Source organism: Sanguibacter hominis ATCC BAA-789, from assembly GCF_012396185.1.
GTDB classification, from domain to species: domain Bacteria; phylum Actinomycetota; class Actinomycetes; order Actinomycetales; family Cellulomonadaceae; genus Flavimobilis; species Flavimobilis hominis.
This window is the reverse complement of the sequence record NZ_JAAXOW010000006.1, coordinates 39,462-62,986: the sequence shown is the minus strand read 5'-3', so window position 1 is coordinate 62,986 and position 23,525 is coordinate 39,462. Positions and strand designations below refer to the sequence as shown.

19 protein-coding genes are annotated in these 23,525 nt (G+C 72.0%); 9 read left to right on the top strand and 10 right to left on the bottom strand.

Annotated elements, in window-relative coordinates:
• Positions 1 to 34: 34 nt before the first annotated feature.
• The 4 genes from HF995_RS13300 to HF995_RS13285 all read right to left on the bottom strand — a co-directional run bounded on the left by HF995_RS13300 (position 35) and on the right by HF995_RS13285 (position 4,705).
• A complete protein-coding gene (locus tag HF995_RS13300) occupies positions 35 to 862 on the bottom strand; it encodes a flagellin N-terminal helical domain-containing protein (protein ID WP_168448300.1) in 828 nt (275 codons plus the stop codon).
• A gap of 200 nt (positions 863 to 1,062) precedes the next feature.
• A complete protein-coding gene (locus HF995_RS13295; RefSeq protein ID WP_168448299.1) occupies positions 1,063 to 1,890 on the bottom strand; it encodes a flagellin N-terminal helical domain-containing protein in 828 nt (275 codons plus the stop codon).
• 138 nt (positions 1,891 to 2,028) lie between these two features.
• Entirely contained in the window at positions 2,029 to 3,579 is a 1,551-nt protein-coding gene (locus HF995_RS13290) for a glycosyltransferase family 2 protein (protein ID WP_168448298.1), read from the bottom strand.
• Between the two features lie 226 nt (positions 3,580 to 3,805).
• Complete coding sequence (locus HF995_RS13285) at positions 3,806 to 4,705, bottom strand: sigma-70 family RNA polymerase sigma factor (RefSeq protein WP_168448297.1); 900 nt, start codon at positions 4,703 to 4,705, stop codon at positions 3,806 to 3,808.
• A 536-nt stretch (positions 4,706 to 5,241) separates the two neighbouring features.
• Here HF995_RS13285 and flgN point away from each other — a divergent pair.
• The 5 genes from flgN to HF995_RS14190 are packed head-to-tail and all read left to right on the top strand — an operon-like array spanning position 5,242 to position 9,804.
• Positions 5,242 to 5,724 (top strand): flagellar export chaperone FlgN, encoded by a 483-nt coding sequence (gene flgN, locus HF995_RS13280; RefSeq protein WP_168448296.1) that lies wholly within the window; start codon positions 5,242 to 5,244, stop codon positions 5,722 to 5,724.
• Between the two features lie 14 nt (positions 5,725 to 5,738).
• Positions 5,739 to 7,169, top strand: a complete 1,431-nt coding sequence (gene flgK / locus HF995_RS13275) for a flagellar hook-associated protein FlgK (protein ID WP_168448295.1) — start codon at positions 5,739 to 5,741, stop codon at positions 7,167 to 7,169.
• Positions 7,166 to 8,062: a flagellar hook-associated protein FlgL gene (gene flgL, locus HF995_RS13270; protein ID WP_168448294.1), complete on the top strand. Its 897-nt coding sequence runs from the start codon at positions 7,166 to 7,168 to the stop codon at positions 8,060 to 8,062. Before flgK ends, flgL begins: the two co-directional genes overlap by 4 nt.
• Positions 8,063 to 8,076: 14 nt before the next feature.
• Positions 8,077 to 8,523: a flagellar assembly protein FliW gene (locus HF995_RS13265; protein ID WP_168448293.1), complete on the top strand. Its 447-nt coding sequence runs from the start codon at positions 8,077 to 8,079 to the stop codon at positions 8,521 to 8,523.
• 36 nt (positions 8,524 to 8,559) lie between these two features.
• A complete protein-coding gene (locus tag HF995_RS14190) occupies positions 8,560 to 9,804 on the top strand; it encodes an EAL and HDOD domain-containing protein (protein WP_168448292.1) in 1,245 nt (414 codons plus the stop codon).
• 72 nt (positions 9,805 to 9,876) lie between these two features.
• On the opposite strand, the gene HF995_RS13255 is transcribed toward HF995_RS14190, so the two are convergent.
• The 4 genes from HF995_RS13255 to HF995_RS13240 form a co-directional block, all read right to left on the bottom strand.
• The gene (locus tag HF995_RS13255; RefSeq protein ID WP_168448291.1) at positions 9,877 to 13,038 is read right to left on the bottom strand and encodes a sacsin N-terminal ATP-binding-like domain-containing protein; all 3,162 of its coding nucleotides are present in this window, start codon (positions 13,036 to 13,038) and stop codon (positions 9,877 to 9,879) included.
• 13 nt (positions 13,039 to 13,051) lie between these two features.
• Positions 13,052 to 13,972, bottom strand: a complete 921-nt coding sequence (locus tag HF995_RS13250) for a DUF3027 domain-containing protein (protein WP_434060869.1) — start codon at positions 13,970 to 13,972, stop codon at positions 13,052 to 13,054.
• Positions 13,973 to 13,974: 2 nt separating this feature from the next.
• Positions 13,975 to 14,355, bottom strand: a complete 381-nt coding sequence (locus HF995_RS13245; protein WP_168448290.1) for a cold-shock protein — start codon at positions 14,353 to 14,355, stop codon at positions 13,975 to 13,977.
• A 182-nt stretch (positions 14,356 to 14,537) separates the two neighbouring features.
• Positions 14,538 to 15,659: an acyltransferase family protein gene (locus tag HF995_RS13240; RefSeq protein ID WP_168448289.1), complete on the bottom strand. Its 1,122-nt coding sequence runs from the start codon at positions 15,657 to 15,659 to the stop codon at positions 14,538 to 14,540.
• A gap of 210 nt (positions 15,660 to 15,869) precedes the next feature.
• Here HF995_RS13240 and rfbB point away from each other — a divergent pair, with 210 nt between their 5' ends.
• Entirely contained in the window at positions 15,870 to 16,862 is a 993-nt protein-coding gene (rfbB, locus tag HF995_RS13235; RefSeq protein WP_168448288.1) for a dTDP-glucose 4,6-dehydratase, read from the top strand.
• 58 nt (positions 16,863 to 16,920) lie between these two features.
• Here the strand turns inward: rfbB and HF995_RS14185 are convergent, their stop codons facing one another.
• Together HF995_RS14185 and HF995_RS13225 are read right to left on the bottom strand one after the other, a co-directional pair.
• Positions 16,921 to 19,023: an acyltransferase family protein gene (locus HF995_RS14185; RefSeq protein WP_168448287.1), complete on the bottom strand. Its 2,103-nt coding sequence runs from the start codon at positions 19,021 to 19,023 to the stop codon at positions 16,921 to 16,923.
• A gap of 42 nt (positions 19,024 to 19,065) precedes the next feature.
• Entirely contained in the window at positions 19,066 to 19,689 is a 624-nt protein-coding gene (locus tag HF995_RS13225; protein WP_168448286.1) for a dTDP-4-dehydrorhamnose 3,5-epimerase family protein, read from the bottom strand.
• Positions 19,690 to 19,835: 146 nt separating this feature from the next.
• On the opposite strand from HF995_RS13225, the gene rfbD reads away from it, so the two are divergent.
• From rfbD to HF995_RS13210, 3 genes are all read left to right on the top strand, one after another.
• On the top strand, positions 19,836 to 20,708 hold the full coding sequence (rfbD, locus tag HF995_RS13220) for a dTDP-4-dehydrorhamnose reductase (protein WP_168448285.1): 873 nt from the start codon (positions 19,836 to 19,838) through the stop codon (positions 20,706 to 20,708).
• A 52-nt stretch (positions 20,709 to 20,760) separates the two neighbouring features.
• Positions 20,761 to 21,369: an arsenate reductase/protein-tyrosine-phosphatase family protein gene (locus HF995_RS13215; protein ID WP_210727499.1), complete on the top strand. Its 609-nt coding sequence runs from the start codon at positions 20,761 to 20,763 to the stop codon at positions 21,367 to 21,369.
• Between the two features lie 112 nt (positions 21,370 to 21,481).
• Complete coding sequence (locus HF995_RS13210) at positions 21,482 to 23,500, top strand: TPM domain-containing protein (protein ID WP_350308912.1); 2,019 nt, start codon at positions 21,482 to 21,484, stop codon at positions 23,498 to 23,500.
• Positions 23,501 to 23,525: the final 25 nt, after the last annotated feature.

Sequence of the window (23,525 nt, the reverse complement as noted above, 5' to 3'; positions counted from 1 at the left end):
GGGGCGCGGGTCACCGGGACCGGTGACCCTCAGCTCACTGGAGGAGCTGCAGGACGCTCTGCGGGATCGACTTCGCCTGGGCCAGCATCGCCGTGCCGGCCTGCGACAGGATCGAGGCACGGGTGTACTGGACCATCTCCGAGGCCATGTCCGTGTCACGGATACGGCTCTCCGACGCGGCCAGGTTCTCCGCGGCGACGTTGAGGTTGTTGATGGTGTGGTCGAAGCGGTTCTGGACGGCACCGAGGCTCGAGCGGGTCTTGGAGACCTCGTCGATCGCGGAGTCGATCGCGACGATCGCGGCGCTCGCGCCCGCGAACGTGGCGACGGCCAGGGCGTCGACACCGAGGTCGCCCGACGACATGCCGGTGCTGAGCGTCACCGAGATGACGTCGTTGGTCGACGTGTTGGCGCCGACCTGGAACGCGCCGTCGTAGGAGCCGTCGAGCAGCGTCTTGCCGTTGAACTCCGTGGTGGCCGCGATGCGGTCGAGCTCGGTGGCCAGCTGGGTGATCTCGTCCTGGATGTTGCCCTTGGCGGTCGCGTTGAGGCCACCGTCGTTCGCCGCCTGGACGGAGAGGGTGCGCATGCGCTGCAGGATCGAGTGCGTCTCGGTGAGAGCACCTTCCGCGGTCTGGACGACGGAGATGCCGTCCTGCGCGTTGCGCACAGCCTGCTTGGTGCCGTTGATCTGCGAACGCAGACCCTCGGAGATCGCCAGGCCGGCAGCGTCGTCAGCAGCACGGTTGATGCGAAGACCGCTCGAGAGCTTCTCGAGGGACTTGCTCAGGTCGTTCTGCGTGTTCGACAGGTTGCGGTACGAGTTGAGCGCCGCGATGTTCGTGTTGACCGAGAGAGCCATGATGTTCTCCTCCTTGACGTGGCCCGAAACACCGGCCCGTCCATGGGCCGACACCTCCCCCATCGGCAGCGCGCCGCCGAAGAGTAGGCGTCCGCCCTGAGCATCTCGTGCCCGGGACGCGACAAGGCGGGCGGACCGTCAGGTCCGCCCGCCTTGTCGCGGTGCAGGGGCGCGGGTCACCGGGACCGGTGACCCTCAGCTCACTGGAGGAGCTGCAGGACGCTCTGCGGGATCGACTTCGCCTGGGCCAGCATCGCCGTGCCGGCCTGCGACAGGATCGAGGCACGGGTGTACGAGACCATCTCCGAGGCCATGTCCGTGTCACGGATACGGCTCTCCGACGCGGCCAGGTTCTCCGCGGCGACGTTGAGGTTGTTGATGGTGTGGTCGAAGCGGTTCTGGACGGCACCGAGGGTCGAACGGATCTTCGAGACCCGGTCGATCGCGGTGTCGATCGCGCCGATGGCACCGGTCGCACCGGCGAGCGTCGTCACGTTGACGGTGGTGAGCGAGAGGCCCGTGACGCCGACCGCGGTCGACAGCGCGACCGTGATGACGTCGTTGGTCGACGTGTTGGCGCCGACCTGGAACGCACCGGAGTAGGAGCCGTCGAGCAGCTTCTTGCCGTTGAACTCCGTGGTGGCCGCGATGCGGTTCAGCTCGGTGCTGAGCTGGCTGATCTCGTCCTGGATGTTGCCCTTGGCGGTCGCGTTGAGGCCACCGTCGTTGGACGCCTGGACGGAGAGGGTGCGCATGCGCTGCAGGATCGAGTGCGTCTCGGCGAGAGCACCTTCCGCGGTCTGGACGACGGAGATGCCGTCCTGCGCGTTGCGCACAGCCTGCTTGGTGCCGTTGATCTGCGAACGCAGACCCTCGGAGATCGCCAGGCCGGCAGCGTCGTCAGCAGCACGGTTGATGCGAAGACCGCTCGAGAGCTTCTCGAGGGACTTGCTCAGGTCGTTCTGCGTGTTCGACAGGTTGCGGTACGAGTTGAGCGCCGCGATGTTCGTGTTGACCGAGAGAGCCATGATGTTCTCCTCCTTGACGTGGCCCGAAACACCGGCCCGTCCATGGGCCGACATCCAGCACATCGGTCGGGCCCCGCCCGATTGAAGAGTTCCGCGAAGGTTCTCGTCGTGCCGCGCGGGGGCGCGGCAGATCGCAGGTCAGGCGTTCGTGCCGACGAGCCCGGGCGCGACGATGTCGAGCTCGGCGAGCAGGGCGGCCTCGTCCTCGGGGGCGACGAGCGCGAGCGCGTCCTCGAGCGCGGGGACAGCGCGCTCGTCGCCGTACGCGCTGATCGCGAGCGCTGCCGCGACGGCGCGGTCACGGGCAGAGCGCTCGGCGTCCTGCGCGAGCACGACGAGGAGGCACTGCTCCTCGGCGCCGTGGCGGCGCAGCTCGGCCGACCAGTAGGCGGCATCCTCGAGATCGATCACCGGGGCGAGCATGCTGGCCGCGGACAGCACGGTGACGTCCCCCGGCCGGGTCCGATACATGACGCCGAGGAACTCGCGCACCGCGGCGTGGTGCGCCCCGAGCACGCACGCCTGGACAAGCTCGCGCCACAGTCGCGGGGACGCCTTGGCGAGGATCCCCGAGAGCTGCTCCTCGGTGAAGCACTCGACCAGGATGGCCGGCGCGCCCGGGGCGACGTCCCGCTCGACGGCCCGCCGCGCGAGGAGCTGCGCCGGACGGCGTCGACCGAGCTTCGCGAGCGCGGCGACCTCGACGGGGGCGAGGTCGAGCCGGTCGAGGCGCTGCCCCTGGCTGGTCACGGTGGTCGACGGGATCTTCTCGAGCTGCTCGAGCGCCGCCTCGGCGTTGCCGCGGCTCATCTCGTAGCGGGCACGCAGGGCCTGCGCGAAGACGGGCGACTCGTCGTGCTGCTCCCACTCGGTGAGCCACAGGCGGACCTGCTCCTCGGTGCCGGAGTTGACGGCCACGGCGCTCATGCCGAAGCCGAGCAGCCAGCGCTGCCGACGGTCGGCGAGGTCCGGGAGGATCTGCTCCGCATAGCGCAGCGCCTCGGTGGGCTCGTCGGCGAGCACGAGCGACCGGGCGACGTGGACCCTGGCTGCGGCGATCTCGGCGGGGGTGCCCGAAGCCTCGACGTTCTCGAGGTTGCGCTGCGCGATGCGCAGGTTTCGCGCGCCCTTGTCGTGCGCGAGGACAGCTTCTGCGGTGTACCCGGAGTGCCGGATCGAGCAGGTGTGGAGGAGTGCCGAGCCGGTGCTCGTGCCGGTCTGCACGGGCTGCTCGTGCAGCTTGCCCTGCCACTGGCGCGTGCCGCGGCGGAAGATGCGCACGCCGGTGATGACCGTGTCGCTGAAGTGGTTCGTGAGCGGGACGACGACGCCGTCGTCCTCGCCCTCGACGCGCAGGAGGAACGTGTCCTCGGGGCCTCGGTCCAGACGCTTGCGCAAGAGCTTGGCGTCGCCGAGGAACACCTCGTCGGCGTCGAGCACGAGGATCCAGTCGCCGGTCGCGTGCGCCTGGGCGCGGTTGCGGGCCCCGGCGAAGTCGTCGTCCCAGTAGCCCTCGACGACGGTGTCGGAGTAGCGGGCGGCGATCTCGCGCGTCGCGTCGGTCGAGCCGGTGTCGTACACGACGACCTGGTCCGCCCACGTCGTCGACTCGAGGCTCTTGGCGAGAACCGCCTCCTCGTCCTTGACGATCATCACCACGCTGACGGTGGTCCGGGCGTTCTTCTGCACGTCGTCTCCTGGTCCTGAGGCTCTTCCGGGCGTCCGCGCGTGCCCGTCAGCCATCCCTATCGTCCGTTCCGTGCCGATGCTGAGCGGCCGGACCGCCGCTGTCGACCCCGGTGCGGGTCCGGTCGGCGGAGGCCGGGCACCCGGAGGTGCTCCGGACACGACGACGCCCGGCCCCTGATGGCAGTCAGGGAGGGCCGGGCGTCGTCGTCGGGGGTTCGAGGTGCTCTCAGGCGAGAGCGGCGAAGCGTGCTGCGGGGACACCGTCCGCGGCACCGAGCTGTGCGGCGGCGCCGATCGTGCCGGAGAGGGCGGTCGCGGCCGCGCGGGCGGTCGCGGCGACGTCCACGGACTCGACGTGCTCGCGCACCGCGGAGAAGTAGGCCTCGCGGCGGCGGTGCGCGACACCGGCGGGGTTGGCCGGCGTCTCGACGAGCTCGGGGTCGAGGTGGACGTTCATGCCGTCCTTGAGGAGCGACATCGCCTCGCTGCGCAGCTGGCTGACACGCGACTGGGTGACGCCGAGCGTGGCGGCGATCTCGGTGACGGCGCGGTCCTCGAAGAAGATGCCGCGCACGACGGCGCGCAGGCGCTCGGGGAGCGCCTCGACCGCGGCGTGGAGGTAGGTGAGGCGCTCGGCGTTGAGCGCCGCCTCCTCGGGGTCGGGAGCGCGGTCGGGGAGGATGTCGGCGATCGCGTTGTCGTAGCCGTCGATGCTGAGCACGCGGCGGGAGGCGTCGTCGCGGACCTGGTCGACCTCGGCGACGTCGACACCCAGGGCCTCGGCGAGCTGCTCGCGGGACGGCGCCCGGCCGAGCGTCGCGGTGAGCTCGTCGGTCACTGCCGCGAGGCGGCGGACCTTGGTGCGTGCGCCACGGGAGGCCCAGTCCATCGAGCGGAGCTCGTCGACGAGCGCGCCGCGGATGCGGATGGCCGCGTAGCGGTTGAAGGGGACGCCGGTCGCGGGGTCGTACCCCTCGGCGGCGCGGACGAGGGCGAGCGCGCCGGCCGACGCGAGGTCGTCGCGAGCGACGTGACGCGGGACACGAGCCATCATCTCGTTGACGTGGTACCCGATGAGTGGAAGGTGCTCCTCCACCAGGGCGTTGCGGTTGTCGTTGACTGCCATGGGCAAGTCTCATCATGCGAACAACCTCACGATCCATCCCGTGTTAAGTCGTTCTGAGGCATGAGTCGTCCACACACTCGCCACAAACGGACGCATCCCCTCCATCTGCCCAGGTCAGAGCACCCAATTGTCTAGTCGCTGAACTAATCACTGTGACGCACGTCACATTCTCAATCGGGCCGGAACTTGTTCGCGTGCACATGGGTGGTACCACCCAGGTTGTTCAGCCCCATTGAAACGTTTCGAGTCACCCGAACTTGTGCACCACCTCACACCGCGCGCATCGTGGAGACACCACAACCGCGCCAGATACACCCGCGCGAAGCCCCGCAAACCGGCGATCGAATCGTTTGACCTGGTCAAACTCGGACAACCCCGGCCCTGTGGCGTGCCGGGCGCAGCGCCACGGACCACGCCACCTGGGCAGCCGGGTGAATCGCGCCAGCAAAACACTCATCCCCCCTGCCTGTTGCCCGATGATCACAGTTGACCCCCGGAGCGCACGCAGCCTCCGACAGAGAACCCCGAGGAGCGCCATGGGAATGCAGAGCCTGTCCGCCATGCTGTGGCGCGAGCGGCAGCTGCTCGAGCTGCTGCTGTTCAAGCTCGAGGTCGAGCAGCTCCTGCTCACGAGCGGTCGCAGCCGCTGGCTCGCGCACGCCACCGACGAGGTCGAGCGCGTCCTCGAGCAGATCCGCACCACCGAGCTCGGCCACGCCGTCGAGTCCGACGCGGTCGCTGCACAGCTCGGCCTCGCCCCCGGATCCACCCTCGCCCAGCTCGCCGACGCCGCCCCCGCCCCGTGGGACGGCCTCCTGCGCGAGCACCGCGACGCGTTCATCGACCTCACCGGTCAGATCGAGAGCCTCGCGGCGGACAACCGCACCCTCCTCACCGCCTCGCACCGGGCCGCCCAGGAAACTCTCATGGCGGTCACCGAGGCTGTGCAGACGTACGACGCCACCGGCCACGCCGGTCAGGCCACCGGCTCCGCGTCCCTGCTCGACGAGACGCTCTAGGAGAAAAGCCCGCGATGACCTCCTTCTCGACCCTGTCCACGGCCCTGAGCGCCCTGACCACCCAGCGCGCCGCGCTCGACGTCGCCGGCCAGAACGTCGCCAACGTCAACACCGTCGGCTACACGCGCCAGCGAGCGGAGACCGCGTCCGTCTCCGCCATCGCCTCCGCCTCGCGCTTCTCCTCCGGCCTCCCCGTAGGCCAGGGCGTCACCGTCACCGGCGTCTCCCGGCTCGGCGACATCTTCGCGGACGCCCGCGTCCGCTCCTCGACGTCGCTCGCCTCCGACCTGCTGGCCCGCGCCGACTCGCTCACGCGCCTCGAGTCCACGATCACCGAGCCGTCGGACAAGGGCGTCGGCGCACAGCTCGCCCAGTTCTGGGCGTCCTGGCAGGACCTCTCCAACAACCCCGGCGAGGCCGCACCCGCCCAGGTCGTGCTCGAGGCGGCGACCATGCTCTCCGACGCGATCCGCGCCGGCTACCAGGCCGTCGACACGCAGTGGACCGAGATGCGCACCCAGGTCAGCGCCCTCGTCACCGAGGTCAACACGACCGCGACCGGCATCGCTGAGCTCAACAGCTCGATCCGCTCCGTCACCGTCTCGGGTGGCAACGCCAACGAGCTCATGGACAAGCGGGACATGCTGATCCTGCGCATGTCCGAGCTGACCGGCGCGACCGCCCGCCCGATGGACGACGGCACCGTGACCGTCTCGATCGGCGGCAACCCCGTCGTGTCGGGCGACCGTGCGTACGGCCTGCACCTCGAGGGTGCGACCAAGATGACGGGCGCCGCGTCCGACGTCCCGCTCCTCGCCTGGGACCGTGACTCCGCCGGTCCCGTCTCCCTCGACGGGGGCACCCTCGCCGGCATGGTCTCGGCGCTCGCCCCGGCGAACGCCGGCGGCACGGGCGGCATGCTCGCCGAGGCGGCACGCGCCTACGACTCGCTCGCCACGTCGCTCGCGACCAAGGTCAACGCGATCCACTCGACCGGTGTCACGACGACGGGCGCCCCCGGAGGCGCCTTCTACACGCTCGGTACCGACCCGGCCGTCCCGCCGTCGATCGCGCTCACGCTCGCATCGACCGACTACCGCAACATCGCTGCCGCGGCGCCCGGCAACGGCGCGTTCGACGGGTCGATCGCCGACCGCATCGCGCAGATCGGCACCGCCGTCGACAGCCCCGACCGTGACTGGCAGCGGTTCGTCGTCGACCTCGGCGTGAACACCCAGTCCGCTGTCCGCTCCGCGACGGTCGCCGAGAACGCTCGCTCGACCGCCGAGCAGATCCAGCTCGCCCAGACGAGCGTCGACATCGACGAGGAGACCATCAACATGCTGGCCTTCCAGCGGGCCTACCAGGGCGCCGCGCGTGTCATGACGACCGTCGACGAGATGCTCGACACGCTCATCAACCGGACGGGGGTCGTCGGCCGATGATCACGCGTATCACGCACCAGATGACGCAGCGCACGTCGCTCGAGAACATCCAGACGAACCTGCGCGCGATGTCCAAGCTGCAGGGCCAGGCGTCGAGCCTGCGTCGCATCGAGAAGCCCTCGGACGACCCGGCCGGCACGGCCCAGGCCCTGCGCCTGCGCTCCGAGAGCCGCGCGCTGAGCCAGTACGACCGCAACGCGAGCGACGGCGCGGCCTGGCTCAACACGGTCGACACCGCGCTGACCACCGCGTCGACGCAGCTCACCCGCGCCCGCACGCTCGCCATCCAGGGTGCCAACTCGGGCACCATGAACGCGCAGTCGCGCGAGGCGATCGCCCAGGAGATCGAGGCAGCGCGCGACGCGCTCCTCGGGCAGGCGAACACGACCTACCTCGGTCGCGCCGTCTTCGCCGGCACCTCGGACGCCTCCGCCGCCTTCGAGCGCGACCCCCTCACCGGGACGTACACCTACAACGGCAGCGCGGGCACCGTCGAGCGCCGCATCGCCGAGGACGTCACGGTTCGCGTCGACGGGAACGGTGGTGCCGTGTTCGGCACCGGCGCCACCTCGGTGTTCGCGACGCTCGACCGCCTCGCGGCAGACCTTCGGGCAGGAGCAGACGTGTCTGGCTACATCGACGAGATCGACGCGCACCACGACGCGATCCTCCAGGAGACGGCGACGATCGGTGCTCGCACCAACCAGATCGAGGCCCAGCTCCAGGCCAACTCGAGCAAGAAGCTCGCCGTGAAGGCGGACATCTCCGCGGTCGAGGACGTCGACCTCGCCGAGACGCTCGTCAACCTCCAGGCCCAGGAGGTCGCCTACAAGGCGGCGCTCGGTGCCACGAGCCGGGTCCTGCAGCCGACGCTGCTGGACTTCATCCGATGATGGGAGCGCTGAGCATGGCAGACCCCGTGGTGCAGGCGGAGACCGAGCCGAGCTCGATCACGTTCGTCGTCGCCCCTCCCGGCCTCGACGGCCTCCACGACTTCTCGCTGCGCTCGCTGAGCGCCGAGGGCGCCCTGTTCTCGCTCACCGCGAAGGGCGCGGACGCCTCGTTCGCCGGCGGAGTCGCTCCGCGGCTGTTCCTCATCCACCCCGGCGTCTACTTCCCCGACTACGAGCCGACGATCAGCGACGAGACCCTCGCCGCTCTCGGCGCGCCGGGAGCACCCACCACGCCTGAGAACCTCGCGGTCCTCGTCGTGCTCAACCCTGGCGCCGCGCCCCAGGACACCACCGCGAACCTGCTCGCACCGGTCGTGATCGACACGACGACGGGCAACGCGCTCCAGGTCGTCCTCGACGACGGCTCCTGGCCCCTGCGCGCGACACTGCACGCGGCCTGACCCTCGCCCACTCCTACGCCTGACCACGGAGACCTTGTGGCCTACTCAGAGAACCCCACCAGCGAAGACAGCCTCAGCGCTGCCCTCAGGCAGCTCGAGTCGCAGATCCTCGAAGACGAGCCAGCCGTGTTCTTCAACCGCATGCCGCTCATCGCGGCGGACGGTCTGGTGTGGGGCTACTGCCTCGCGGTCGTCGACCCGACGAAGACTCGCGCCGGGAACGAGGAGAAGCTCGAGATCGCGCTGCACGAGCTCGACCTCGACAAGCTCGCCTACACGCGCCCGCTGCTCGTGCCCGGCACCATGAACCTCCTCGACGGGAGCGTCAGGCTTCCCTCCCACGACGGCGTCCTGGGCCTCGTAATCCCGCCGGAGCTCCTGAAGGCTCCCAGCGCGGGGGAGCACATGCGCCGACTGCGCAACGAGGGCGTGCTCACCGTGCTCAGCGACTACCGCGGCGGGGAGCGGCAGGACGAGCTGCTCCCGTTCGCGAGCCACGTCCAGGTCTCGTTCGGGTCGGACGTCCTCGACCACGCGGATCTCGTCGCGCGCGCGTCTGCGGCCGGCGTGAAGGTCATCGCCGAGGGTCTTCCGGGCGGGCTGCAGGGCTCGGCCTGGCCGACGGGCGCACAGCTCGTCATGGACGCGCGCTACGGCGCGCAGCAGCACGAGACGGAGCGTCAGCTCTCGCCGAACGAGCTCGCGTGCCTCGAGGCCGTGCGCCTGCTCGCGGAGGACGACGTCGAGCCGTCCAAGATCGCGACCGTCCTGGGCACGGACCCCGAGATGGTCATGCGTCTGCTCCACCTCGTCAACGCCTCGACCGAAGGCCTGCCGAACCGCGTCGACTCGCTGCAGCAGGCGATCGTCCTGCTCGGCGCGACCAAGATCACGGGCCTCGTCATGGCGTCGCTGATCTCGTCGACCGTCAAGAACATCGACAACCTGTGGCTGCTCATCGCCCGCGGCGCTGCGTGCCGCGAGCTGGCCGGAGGCGACGACGCCGCGTACACGGTGGGTCTGCTGTCCGCGCTCGCGAACGAGACCGGCATCCCGCCGCGTGCGCTCGCCGAGCGCACGCGCGTCTCGCGCGAGGCGTCGGCAGCGCTCATCCTGCACGAGGGCCCGCTCGGTCGGATCCTCCAGGCGGTCATCGCGCACGAGCACCACGACCCTGACGGGGTCGCGCTCGCCGGCCTGTCCCCCGAGGCTGTCGCGCTCGCCTACCTCGAGGCGATCCCGTGGGCGTTGTCGACCGTTCTCGCGACGGCCAACAACTAGCACGCACGACCATCCCACGAACGCGCGGGCCACGACCGGTGGCGCCGCGCGTTCGTCGTCCCCGGGCCTGCTCTACCAGCCGGCCTCGAGCGCGAGCGTCTCGGGGTCGGCGGCCCGCAGGACCACCTCGATGCGGTGCCGGTCCGCCCAGTCGCCTGCCGCCAGCGCGAGGCCGCGCGCCGCGCCCGCCTCGTCGCGCGCGAGGACCGGGTCGCCGGGCCACCATGCGACGTCGACGCCATCGACGGTGATCCTGTCGCAGCGCGTCCAGCCGGGCAGTCCCGCGACGGGCTGCACAGGGTGCGCCCCCTCGGCGTGGACCACCGGTTCAGGCAGCTCGTCGACGAACGGCGCATCGAGCAGGTCGGCGACGTCCGGACCGCCGGGCACGACGGCGCGGACCTGAGCCCAGGCGGGGTCGTCTCCTACGACGACGTCAGCAGCATGCACGACGACTGCGCGGATCCCGAGGGACGCGTCCGTGGGGCGCGAGCGCGCGCCGTCCGCCACCGGCACGGCGGCGACGACGCGCTCGGGCGGCTCCTCGCCGAGCTGCGCGACGTCGGCCAGCGCCTTCCACAGCGCCGTCGCCTCGTCCGCCGGCACTGCCGCCCCGGCTTCCGGGAGGTCCTCGAGCACGCGGGCCCACGCGGTGACGTCGAGCGCGGCGAGGTCCCCGGCACCGTCGACCGCGCCGAGCGCGCGCCACACGGCGTCGTCCACCTGCGCATCCGCGAGGGCGTCGGGGACGCTCGGGAGGAGCGACGCACCCGCGGCACGCTCGCCACGGGACCACGGTCCCCCGTGCTGCTCGCGCAGCCACCACGCCGTGTAGCTCGGCAGCGCTCCCGGGCCCACGAGCAGCGCCGCGCGCGGGTCGCGGTCGCCTGCCACGCGTTCGAGGAGGCGGCCCCAGCGGTCGTCGGCGACCGCGTCCAGGTCGGCGACGACGGCGACGTCGCCCACCTCCTGCCCGTCGCCGAGAGCGTGCGCGAGCACGGAGAGGTAGTCGCCCCAGCGGTCCGGCCCCTCGTCGTCGGCCAGGTCGGCGTCGAGCGTCGCGACGACGTCGGGCACCGTCCGCACGACGACGTCCGCACGCACGCCGACGGCGACGAGCGCGGCCGCGCCGTGACGCGCGACGACGTGCGCCGCGACCGGCACGAGGCCATCGAACAGGTCCTCGGCCACCGAGCCGGGCAACGACAGGTCGCGGGCGGCCATGAGCTCGCCGTCCTCGTTCTCGAGCGGCAGCCCGTCGAGGTGCGCGAACCGCGCGTCGCCGTCCACGTCCGCGACGGCGCCCACGATCGTCAGGAGCGCCTCGACGAGCCCCGTCTCCTTCGCGGTGAGGTCCTGCGGGTCGACCGCCTCGTCGAGGGCGTCGTCGAGCGTCGCGACCGCTGCGCGCGCCGCAGCGCCGTCGAGGAGGACGCGAGGAGACGCGACGACGACGCCCAGCCGCTCGAGCACGTCGTGCACGTCCGCCGGCGCGTGCTCGGGGTCGGCGACGCTCGCGCCGAGGAGGTGCAGCGCGTCGGTGAGCCGCCCGTCGTCCGCAGGACTGTCAGGCGGGAGGAGCACGTCGCGCGGTCCGGGCGCGACCGCGCCGCCCAGGAGCGCGACACGCAGCCCGGCGAACGCCTCCGCGTCGCGGCCTCGAGCGTGCGGCCGCAGCGCGCGCAGCAGCGGGCCGTCCGCGAACGGCACCTCGTCGACGACGTCCGTCAGCGTGCGGGACCGGGCACCGGCCCGGCGTGCCGCCGCACGGCGTGCGCGCGGCACGTGCACGAGCCCGTCGACGTGCCGCGCGAACGCTGCGACGAGCGCGGGATCGTCCGCGGCGTCACCGTCGGTGAGCATGACGGCGTCCCCTGGCGCGACGAGCCGTGCGGCCGGGTCTCCCGCGGCGGGGACGGGAAGCACGAGCGCTGACCGGAGCGCCTCGAGCGCGTGCTCGTGCAGTGCCGCGTCGACCGCACCCGCGGGCAGGGCGGTCGGCACGAGACCGAGCGCGTCACCGCCGCGCCGCGCGACCCGCTCGGCGAGACGCGCGTACGCCTCCCCCGCCGCGCGCAGCACCGCGTCCGTCGCGAGCCCGGGGGCGACGTGCCGACGGGTCGGGTCGAGCGGGAGCGACGCGACGAGGACGGCCGGGAGCGTGCACGGCTCGTCGGTCGGTGTCGGCGCGTGCACGCGTCCCAGCCCGCCCGTCGCGCGGGAGCCGTCCGTACCGGTCGCCAGGCCGCCGTCGCCCGCACGGGCGCCGGGCGGGAGCGCCCACGTCACGGCCCACGAGGATCGGCTCTGTTCCTCGACGGGTCGGTCGGCGAGGTCGGCGGCGTCGTGCTCGCCTGTGACCGTGACGACGTCCCAGTCGTGCGGCGGCTCGATCGTCCGACCCGTCGCTCCGTCCTCGACCCGGACGTCGTGGAGGGCCGGGAGCGCGAGGAGCGTGACGGCGTCGAGCGCGTCGAGCTGGGACCGGACGGACGCGACAGCGTCGTCGTCACGGAGCACGAGCCGGACGACGGTCGTCCAGCCGCCCCCGAGGGCGGCCTCGGCGGCGCCCCCGTCGTGAGGAGGGCTGGCGAACGGGAGCCTCAGCACCGGCAGCGAGCCGTGGCGTGCGGCGACGGCGGTCGCGAGGGCGCGACGACGCTCGTCGTCGGCGTCGCACGTCCCGGCGGCAGCATCCGCGAGCACCTGGGCCGTCTGGACGGTCGAGAACAGCACTCCGGCCGAGCCACCGGAGGCGTCCGTCGTGACGACCTCGATCTCGTCGGCGACCGAGCGCACCGCAGCGAAGCCGACGCCGAACCGTCCGACCGACGCGACCGGACCCGGCCGCGAGACGGGCGAACCCTCGCGGCGGCCCTCGGCCGCGGAGGGCGCGGACTTGGTCGATGCGCGCATCGAGGCGAGGGCCCGGACCCCGTCGGCGGTCAGCGGCGCCCCGGTGTTGCAGACCTCGAAGACCTGCGCCTGCGGGTCGAGCCGCAGGAGCACCCGGCCAGCCGGAGCCAGGGAGGCGGACGGCGACTGCGCGGCGTCGGCCGCGTTCTGCAGCAGCTCGGTGACGACGCGGTCGCGGTAGTAGCCGCGGCCGTGGTCCTCCTCGGTGTTCGCGTCCTCGCGGAAGCGGTCGGGCGAGGCGAGCCACGCGGCGAGCGTCGCAGCGCGCAGGCGCGCAGTCCCGAACGGGTCGGCCGGGTCGTGCGCGTGTGGGCTCATCGCGGCGCTGCGATCACTCGCCGGCCGGTACGTCCTCAGCCGCAGCCGCGTCGACCTCGGCGCGCGTGGACTCGTCCTGAGCCACGGCGTCGACCAGCGTCTCGTCAGCGCGCGCAGCCTCGGGCTGCGGCTCGGTGGCGGCCGCGACCGTCGTGCGTGGAGCGACGTCGACGACCTCGAGGCTCATCTCGTCGATGATCGGCGCCGGCTCGGGCCAGTCGGCGGCATGAGCGGGGACGTCCGTCTCGGAGTGCGCACCGCAACCGTGGTCGAACGCGACGACGCGACCGTCGTCCTGCGACCACGGGTTGGTGCACACGCCGAAGATCTGCCCGAGCTCGCCCTGGAGCGGCACCAGGAAGCCGCACGTCTGGCAGTCCGCGGACGCGGCGACCGCGTGCGGGCTGCGCGGGCCCGCTGCGCCGTCGTACCAGCGCTGCGCCGCCTCCTCGATCCCGTCGTGGGAGAGGACGCGAGCCCGAGCGAGCGCAAGCTCGCCGATCGCGACCTCGTCGACCTCGTCGTCACCGGTCGGGACGAAGCCCGGCTCGAGGCGCGGGTCGTCCGCGCGGAACGGCAGGACGTCGCCCGGTCCGATGTCCCCTGGACGCAGACGCTCGGACCACGGCAGCCACTCCGGCGCGAGGATCGCGTCGACCCCCGGCAGCAGCTCCACCTCGCACACCGTCGCGCTGCGGCCGCGCGGCACGCGCGCGAGCGTCACGGTCCACGACCAGCCGCGGTAGCCCGGCATCGTGCACGCGAAACGGTGCTCGACGAGGCGCTCCGACACGATGGTCGCCCCCTCGTGCGCGCCGACGTGCTCCGCCCGGTCCGCGACCTCCTCGGCAGCAGCACGCGCGAGGTCGACGGCGCCGGACAGTACGGCGTCCGTGCGGGCGCGCGACGACTTGGCGACGGCCGTGGCCATCATGCTCATGCCTCGAGACTGTCGGCGACGATCCGCAGGGCTCCTGCGACCTTCGTGCCGCTCGCCTTCTCGGGGTAGCGGCCACGACGCAGGTCGTTGCCGACCTTGTCCAGGACCTTGATGAGGTCCTCGACGATGACCGCCATGTCCTCCGCCGGCTTGCGCGCAGCCTTGGCGACCGACGGCACCGGGTCGGTGAGAGTCACCGCGAGCGCCTGCGGGCCGCGGCGGCCGTCGGCGACGGAGAACTCGACCTTCGCGCCGGGCTTGGGCGACACGCCCTCCGGCAGCGCGGAGGCGTGCAGGAAGACCTCGTCGCCGTCGTCGGACGCGATGAAACCGAAACCTCGTTCAGTGTCGAACCACTTGACCTTGCCGGTGGGCACGTGAACCTCGGGATGTTCGTAGGGATCCGGCGCGCGGCGCCGACATCGGGCATGCGTGTCCAGGATACCGGGCCGGGTCCAGCCGCGTGCGCGGGCGCACCACGGTGGACGTGCGCGGCCCCACCGCGGTCGTCGAGCGCAGGTGCGGGCGCAGCCCCGCCCTCCCCGGCGACGCCGTCAGCTCAGCGGCGAACGGCGTCGACCTCTCGCACCCGGGACGGGAGCACAGCCGCGGGGAGCGCGAACAGCGCGGTCGCCCCGAGGCGGCGCAGCGCCGCCTCGACGAGCAGCGCGAGCGCGACGACGACCGCCCCGCCTCCGTACAGGAGGAGCGCGAGCCCCGCAGGGTTGCTCGTGAAGGCGACCGCGCTCGCGTGGTCCCCCGTCGCCCACCACCACAGCGGGACGAGCAGGAGCGGGTGCAGCACGTACACGGACAGCGTCCGCTGCCCGACGAAGGCGCCCAGCCGCGCGAGCGGCGCCACCCGCGACGCGAGCACGCACACCACGACCACGATCGGCACCGTGGCGAGGCGTGCGACGACCGCGAACACCGACGACGTGAGGTCCGCGAGCGTCCCCGCGACCGTGACGAGCACGAACGCCCCGGCCGCCGGGAACAGCCACCACCAGCGCAGGCGCGCGAACGCCGCCGCGTGCGGCGCGAGGTACACGCCGACGACGAAGAACACGAAGTTGAACCCGATCCGCTCGGCCGCCCACACCTCCCAGCCGCGGATGAGGACCGCGAGCGCGCCCGCGGCGAGGATCACGACCAGAGCAGGCACGTGCAGGCGCACGATCACGATCATCACCAGGGCATAGCAGGCGAGCGCGAACAGGTACCAGAGCGACGTCGCCGGGGCGACGAGCTGCTGGACCGCGTCCGCGGCCGACGTGAACGCGTGCGGGTAGCCCGTCGTCGACGGACGCACCGCCACAGCGGCTGCGAACACCGCCCAGTACACGGCGAGCCACACCACGTACAGGTAGTACGACGAGACCGCGCGGCGCACGCTCGTCGCGTCGATCCGGGCACGCCCCGACGTCAGGAGCCTGCGCGAGACGAGCATCCCCGACAGCAGGAAGAGGCCAGGCATGAGGAAGCGGTCCATGATCCCGTGCGCCAGGTCCCACCAGCGGCTCGTGTCCCCCACCACCGGCAGGCCTGTCGTCTCCACGACCCACAGCTCGACGTGGAACACCACGACCAGGCACACGCACGCGGCACGCATCACGTCAGGCCATGCGAGCCGCTCCGGCGTCGTCACGGTCGCAGACGGTGGGACGCGCGTCGAGGTCATGCTGTCGAGCCAACCACCGATGCCTGCCGCCGCGACGAGTCTCACTCCGCGCCTCACTCGCGCCTGCGCGATCTTCACCCCGGCACCCGGCGCCGCCCGTCACGGGTCGCAGCGCGGGCGCACGTGTCGTTGGTAGCCTCGACGGGCTGGCTGCGTGTCTCAGGCCAGACGGTTGGGCTCGTCCGGGCCCGTGACACAAGGAGTCAACACGTGCGCATCCTCGTCACCGGCGGAGCCGGCTTCATCGGCGCGAACTTCGTCCGGCAGACAGTCCGTGAGCGCCCCGACGCCGACGTGACCGTCCTCGACGCGCTCACGTACGCGGGCAACGCGTCGTCGATCGAGGGCCTCGAGCGCGTCCGGCTCGTCGAGGGCGACATCGCGAACCTCGAGCTCGTCGACTCGCTCGTCGCCGAGTCCGACCTCGTCGTGCACTTCGCCGCCGAGTCGCACAACGACAACTCGCTCAACGACCCGTGGCCGTTCGTGCAGACGAACGTCGTCGGCACGTTCTCGCTGCTCGAGGCCGTGCGCAAGCACGGCGTGCGCTACCACCACATCTCGACCGACGAGGTCTACGGCGACCTCGAGCTCGACGACCCGGCCAAGTTCACGGCGTCGACCCCGTACAACCCGTCGAGCCCGTACTCCTCGACCAAGGCGTCGTCCGACCTGCTCGTGCGCGCCTGGGCGCGCTCGTTCGGCATCGAGGCGACGCTCTCGAACTGCTCGAACAACTACGGCCCGTACCAGCACGTCGAGAAGTTCATCCCGCGGCAGATCACCAACCTGATCGACGGCGTCAAGCCCCGGCTGTACGGCAACGGTGAGAACGTGCGCGACTGGATCCACGTCGAGGACCACAACTCGGCCGTGTGGGCGATCATCGACAAGGGCCGCATCGGCGAGACCTACCTCATCGGCGCTGACGGCGAGAAGAACAACCTCGAGGTCGTGCAGCTGATCCTGCAGGAGTTCGGGTTCGCGCCCGACGACTTCGAGCACGTCAAGGACCGCCCCGGCCACGACCTGCGCTACGCGATCGACTCGACGAAGCTGCGCGAGGAGCTCGGCTGGGAGCCGCGCTTCACGAGCTTCGAGGACGGCCTGCGCGACACCGTCGCGTGGTACCGCGACAACGAGCCCTGGTGGCGCGCGGCGAAGGCCGCGACGGAGGCGAAGTACGCGGCCGCAGGCCAGTAGCAGCCGTCATCACGACGCCCTCCGCCTGGTGCTCCACGCCCGGCGGGGGGCGTCGTCGCTACCCCTCCGCCAGCGCGCGCTCGATGCCTTCCGCCAGATAGGGGCTGAGGCTGCGCGCGTACGTGTCCGTCAGGTGGTTGCCGTCGGAGTAGACGAGCGCCCCGCCGATCACGGGCGAGCAGACTGTCGCGGTGCAGAACAGGTCCGTCAGGTCGACCGTGCGGGCGTTCGGGTCGATGGCCGCGGCCTCGGCAAGCCCGTCGGTGTCGGCGAGCGCCTTCTTCCGCGGCACCGCGCATGCCGTCGCCGGCGACGGCGTTCCGGACGTCACGCAGTCGATCGCGCGCTTCGGGAGGTGCGGGTTGTCGACGAGCGCGATGATCGGGACCTTGGGGTGCGCCCGGCGTCCCCACGCGCTCACCTGCGCCTCGACGACGGTCTGCTCGAAGGTCCGCCCCGCCTCGGCGACGACCCGCCCGTTCGAGCGTGCGTGCGTGGTCACGATCCCGTCGATCGGTCCCAGGCTGTCGATCAGCCGGGCCAGCTCGCCTCGCCAGAAGGCGCACTCCTCGCGGATCGCGTCCGACGGGTGGACCGGGTGGGCGTCGGTCCAGTAGCAGCCGCGCCGCCCCGCGACGTCGATCCTCCATCCCTTCTGGAACGCGATCGCCTCGTAGGTGTCGATCAGCGCGTTGTTGTGCGAGTCGCCGACGGCGATCAGGTGCTTCGTGTAGCCGGTCTGCGGCCCGAGCGTGCAGGACCGCAAGGTCATCTCACCGCCGGTCGTCCAGCACTCGGCACGGTTCGCGTCCTTGCCCGCGAGCGACGACGAGCTCACGTACGCGTCGCTGTGCACGAGCTCGGCACAGTCCGAGCCCTCGACCATGGTGGCCGCGCCGAAGCACTCGGGGAGGTCGGCGAGCAGCTCGGCGGCGAGCTCGGCCTGCCGTGCCGACGTCTCTCGCGCCGCCTGCAGGGGCAACGCCGTCGAGACCAGCGCGAGGGACATCATCGCGAGGGACACGATCCCGACGGTGGCGGGTCGACGCGTCCCGAGCAGGCGTGGCGAGAAGCGCACCTTGTCCTCGATCCACAGCGTCGACACGGTCGCGAGCGCGAGCGACGCGAGCGCGATGCCGATCTTGTCCACGGTCGTCAGCGGGTGCCCCGTGACGTGGGGCAGCAGCACGATCAGCGGGAAGTGCCACAGGTAGATGGAGAAGGAGACGCGCCCGACGTGCGCGACCGGTGCGAACGCCCCGGCGCGCTCGAGGAACGTCGTCCTGCCGAAAGCGATCATCAGGAGCGACCCGACCACGGGCACGGCGACGATCGCCCCGGGGAACGTGGTCTGGTCGTCGAACGCGACGAACGCGGCCAGGACGAGGAGCAGCCCAGCGGCGGCACCGACGGTCGCAGTCTGGCCGCGCGGCCGGAACCGCGACGCGAGCAGCGCGAGGAGCACGCCGGCGAGGAACTCCCACGCTCGCGTCAGCGTCGAGAAGTAGGCCGTCCCGGGCGCTGAGCCGGTCTGCACCACGCACCACACGAGCGAGGACACCAGCACGACGGTGACGAAGGTCACCGCGGTGCGATGAAACTCGGTGCGCATGCGTCGCGAGACGAGGAGGGCGAGCAGAAGGATGATCGGCAGGGCGACATAGAACTGCTCTTCCGCCGAGAGCGTCCAGTAGTGCTGGACGGGTGAGGGCGAGTTGTCAGCGGCGAGGTAGTCGACAGCGTCCCCGGCGAGCTTCCAGTTCTGCACGTAGAGCGTGGCAGCGATCATCTCACCGTAGAACTGCTCCCAGAGTGCGCGCGGCGCCCACAGCAGGGTCGCCCCGGCAGTCACCACGATCGTCAGGAGCGCGGCCGGCAGGAGCCGCTTGGCGCGGCGGGCCCAGAACGCGCCGAGCCGGACGCTTCCCGTCTGCTCGATCTCCCGCACGAGGTGCTCCGCGATCAGGAACCCGCTGATCACGAAGAACACGTCGACGCCGACGTAGCCGCCGGTGAGGCGGTTGGGCCACAGGTGGTAGAGGAGCACGCCACCGACGGCTACGGCGCGCAGCGCCTGGATGTCAGGGCGAAAGCTGGTCGGGTGGATCCGCCGTTCTCGCGTCTCTCGGGTTCGTTCGATCGTGCTGACAGGGGTATCCACGGTCCAAGGGTAGAGGCAGACGAGGACGTGGTCCTGCCGACGTCAGCTGCGCGAGCGCAGTCCTCCGAGGAACGCCGCGACCGCCTCGGCGGTCGGCAGGAGACCCGACTCCCGGGCCTCGGCCAGGCTCGGCGCCGCCGTGTCCTTGTCCGAGAGCTGGTAGGTCAGTGGTGAGCCGTCCCGCGCGACCGTCGGCCAGTCGATGCCGACCTCCGGGTCGAGCGGGTGGATGCCGTGCTCGTGGCCCGGGTTGTACCCGGTCGAGCAGAGGTACACCACGGTCGAGTCGTCCTCGAGCGAGAGGAACGCGTGCCCCAGACCCTCCGAGAGGTAGATCGCGCGACGGTCGGTGTCGTCGAGCAGCACGCTGTCCCACTGCCCGAACGTCGGCGACCCGACACGGATGTCGACGACGACGTCGAGCACCGCACCCTTCGGGCACGTCACGTACTTGGCCTGCCCGGGCGGGACGTCCGCAAAGTGGATACCGCGCAGCACACCTGCCGCGGACACCGACATGTTGGCCTGCCGGAGGTCGAGCGAGTGCCCGGTCGCCTGCGCGAACGGCGCGTCCTTGAACCACTCGAGGAACACGCCGCGCGGATCGCCGAACTGCTTCGGCGTGATCTCCCACGCGCCAGGGATGCTCAGCTCGCGGTACTCCATCGGGGTCTCTCCTCGGTCGTCGGCCGGCACTGCGCCGGCTGGGCGGTACCGGGCAACCCTATCGGCCGCCCCGCCGCCGCCCGCTGGGCGCGCTCCGCACCGCGGGGCACAATGGTCGCAATCATCATCGAGGACAGAGGTGGAACGTGCGCTGGTTGGTCGTGGGTGGAGCGGGCATGCTCGGGCAGGACGTCGTCGCGAGGCTGCGCGCCGCAGACCAGGACGTCTCGGTGAGCACGCAGGCTGACCTGGACATCACCGACGCCGCCGCGTGCACGTCAGCCGTCGAGGGCTTCGACGTCGTCGTGAACTGCGCGGCGTGGACCGCGGTGGACGACGCCGAGACGCAGGAGGGCGCCGCGTTCGGGGCGAACGCCGTCGGCCCCGCCAACCTCGCCCGGGCAGCGACCGCGGCAGGAGCGCGCCTCGTGCAGATCTCGACCGACTACGTGTTCGACGGCGAGGCGACGACGCCGTACGCCGCCGACGCCCCGATCGCCCCACGCTCGGCGTACGGACGGACGAAGGCAGCCGGCGAGTGGGCGGTGCGCGCCGAGGACCCCGCGGGGCGGCACCTCGTGCTGCGCACCGCGTGGCTGTACGGGGCGGGCGGCGGCAGCTTCCCGCGCACGATCGTGAAGGTCGCCCGCGAGCGCGGCGCCGTGAGCGTCGTGACCGACCAGGTCGGCCAACCGACATGGACGGGCGACGTCGCGGACCTCGTCTGGCGGCTCGTCGCAGCGGACGTGCCTGGCGGGACGTTCCACGCGACGTCCGGCGGCGTCGCTTCCTGGTTCGACTTCGCTCAGGCTGCTGTCGGGTCGGCCGGTCTGGACCCGGCGATCGTCGGCCGCACGACGTCGGACGCGTTCGTGCGCCCTGCGCCGCGACCGTCGTACTCCGTGCTCGGCCACGACGAGCTCGAGCGCGTCGGCGTCACGCCCATCGGCGACTGGCGTGAGCGCTGGGCGGCGGCGTGCGCGTCGGACGGCTTCGCAGCGGCGGTGCTCGGCGCCTGAGCCGGGCTGCCTGCGCCGCCGGACCTGCCGTCACGTGAGACAGACTATGGACATGTCCACCTCCGGCCCGGGCCGCGCCGGCGTTCTCGCCGTGTGCACGGGCAACATCTGTCGCTCCCCCGCCGTCGAGCTGCTGCTCCGTGACCGTCTGGGGGTGCACGTCGACGTGGCGAGCGCTGGTGTCGGTGCGGTCGTCGGGGCGCCGGTGAGCCCCCCGATGGCCACCCTCCTCGACGGAGCAGGGATCGCGACGCGGGGCTTCGTCGCCCAACAGCTGACCCGTGAGCTGGTCCGTGACGCCTCGCTCGTGCTCGCGCTCACGCGGAAGCACCGCTCGGCGGTCGTGCGGCTCGAGCCGGCGGCGTTGCGGCGCACGTTCACGCTGCGCGAGCTCGCGCGGCTCCTCGCTCTCGCCGACCTCGGGGGCCTGCCCGCCGACCCTGCGGAACGCGTCGTCGAGCTGATCGCGCGTGCGCAGGCCAGCCGGACGGCGCCTGGCGCGGTCCTTCCCGCCGAGCGGGCAGCCGAGGATGACGTGATCGACCCGTACCGCGGGGACGACGCCCTCTACGCACGTTCCTGGGCGGAGCTCACGCCTGCGGTCGAGGCGATCGCTGCGGTCCTGACGCCGTCGTCGGCCACCGAGCCTTCGCATCGCTGACGTGCACTGACGCCGCGCGTGTGACCGTGGCGGCGAGCGGTTTCGCTCTGAGCGTGCACCGTGGCTTTGCGTTTTCTTTGCGTCCTGCGCGCTCGACCCCGATGATCGAGGGGTGACGACGACGACTCCAGGCTCCCACCACGCCGCGCCCTCGCGGACCGGCCGCATCTCTGCGCCTGCGCGGCACGGCCGTTCGCGCCGGCTGGCGGCGGCGACCACCGCCGGGCTGCTCGCCCTCCTGACGATGCTCCTCGGACTACCGGCTGCAACTGCTACGGCAATCCCCGCCGAGCCGCCCGTCAACCTGCAGGATCGCGTCACGGACAATGCGGACGTCCTCTCGGTGGCCGACGAGGCGAAGATCGAGGAAGCGCTCGACACGCTCGCCGAGGAGGCGGACATCGTGGCGTTCGTCGTCTTCACGGACGAGTTCGACGGGCGCAGTGGCAAGGAGTGGGCCGCCGCGACCATGAGCGAGTCCAACATGGGCGCGCAGAACGCCGTCTTCGCGGTCGCGGTCGAGGAACGCAGCTACGGCGTGGGCCGCGCCAACGACGGTCCGCTCGACCAGTCCGACGTCTCGGCGATCCAGAAGGCCGTGGCCGGCCCGCTCGGTGACGATGACTGGTCGGGCGCCGCGGTCGCTTTCGCCGAGGCCACCGCGGACGCCGTCAACGGCTCCAGCTCCGGCGGCTTCCTCGGCGTCGTCGTGTTCCTCTTCGTGCTCGCGCTGGTCGGGATCGTCGTCTGGGCAGTCGTGCGGTCCAAGAAGTCCGCCCCGCGGGTCGAGGGCCTCGAGGCGCTGCCGACGGAGGAGCTCGCGCGCCGCGCAGGCGCGGCACTGGTCCAGGTGGACGACGCCGTCAAGACGTCCGAGCAGGAGCTCGCTTTCGCACAGGCGCAGTTCGGGCTCCAGGCGACCGACAAGTTCTCCGCGGCGCTCGCCGAGGCTCGCACGACGGCGCAGCGTGCGTTCGCGATCCAGCAGCAGCTCGACGACGAGATCCCGGAGCCCGAGAACGTCAAGCGCACGATGCTCGTCGACATCATCAACCTCTGCGGCACGGTCGCCACGACGCTCGACGCGCAGACGGCGGAGTTCGAGGAGCTGCGCGACATGCAGGCGCGCGCACCGCAGCTCCTCGACGAGCTCGACCAGCGGCGCGACGAGGTCCGGGCACGGCTGACGACCGCACGTGCGGCGCTCGACGAGCTCGGTCGCCGCTACCCCGCCACAGCGCTCGCCTCGATCAGCACCAACCCGGCCCAGGTCGAGGCGCTCCTTGCTGGCGCTGCCGAGTCCGTCACGAACGCCCGCGGCGACCTCGCTCGCGACGACCGGCCCACGGCGGTCGTCCGCGCCCGCAGCGCGCAGCAGGCGATCGGCCAGGCCGCCGCCCTGCTCGACGCCGTCGATCAGGCTGGCGACGACCTTGCGAGCGCTGGCCCGCGCCTCCAGGCGGCCCTCGCGTCGATCAGCTCCGACCTCGACGACGCCGCACGTCTCGCCCCGGAGGACGCCGCGGTGGGCTCGGCCGTCGAGCGTGCACGCGACGCCGTGGCGCTGGGACGTTCCGCGCAGTCTGGCGGCGACCCGCTCGCCGCGCTCGCCGAGCTCACCCACGCCGAGGCGCAGATCGACGAGGTCCTGGCCACCTACCGGGAGGCGGACGAGCAGCGCCGTCGCGCCGATGCCCTCTTGGACTCGCTCTTCGGGCAGGTCGACTCGCAGATCCGCGCGACGAACCAGTTCATCGAGACGCGACGCGGCGCCGTCGGGCCGGAGGCTCGCACGCGGCTCTCCGAGGCGATCCGCCACCTGGGCAACGCACACCAGCTGCGCCCCTCGGACCCGGTGCAGGCCCTCGCGGCCGCGCAGCTCGCCCAGCAGCTCGCGACGCAAGCACAGACGATGGCCCGTCAGGACGTCGACCGCTGGCAGAACAACCAGAACACCCCGTTCGGAGGCGGTGGCAACAACAACGCCGGCCTCCTCCTGGGCGGCATCATCCTCGGCGAGATCCTCGGGGGTGGGCACCGCGGCGGCGGCTTCGGGGGCGGCGGCTTCGGGGGCGGCGGCTTCGGGGGCGGCGGTGGCGGCGGCTTCAGCGGAGGCGGCGGCCGCTTCTGACGACGCGCGCGAGCATCCACCCGGG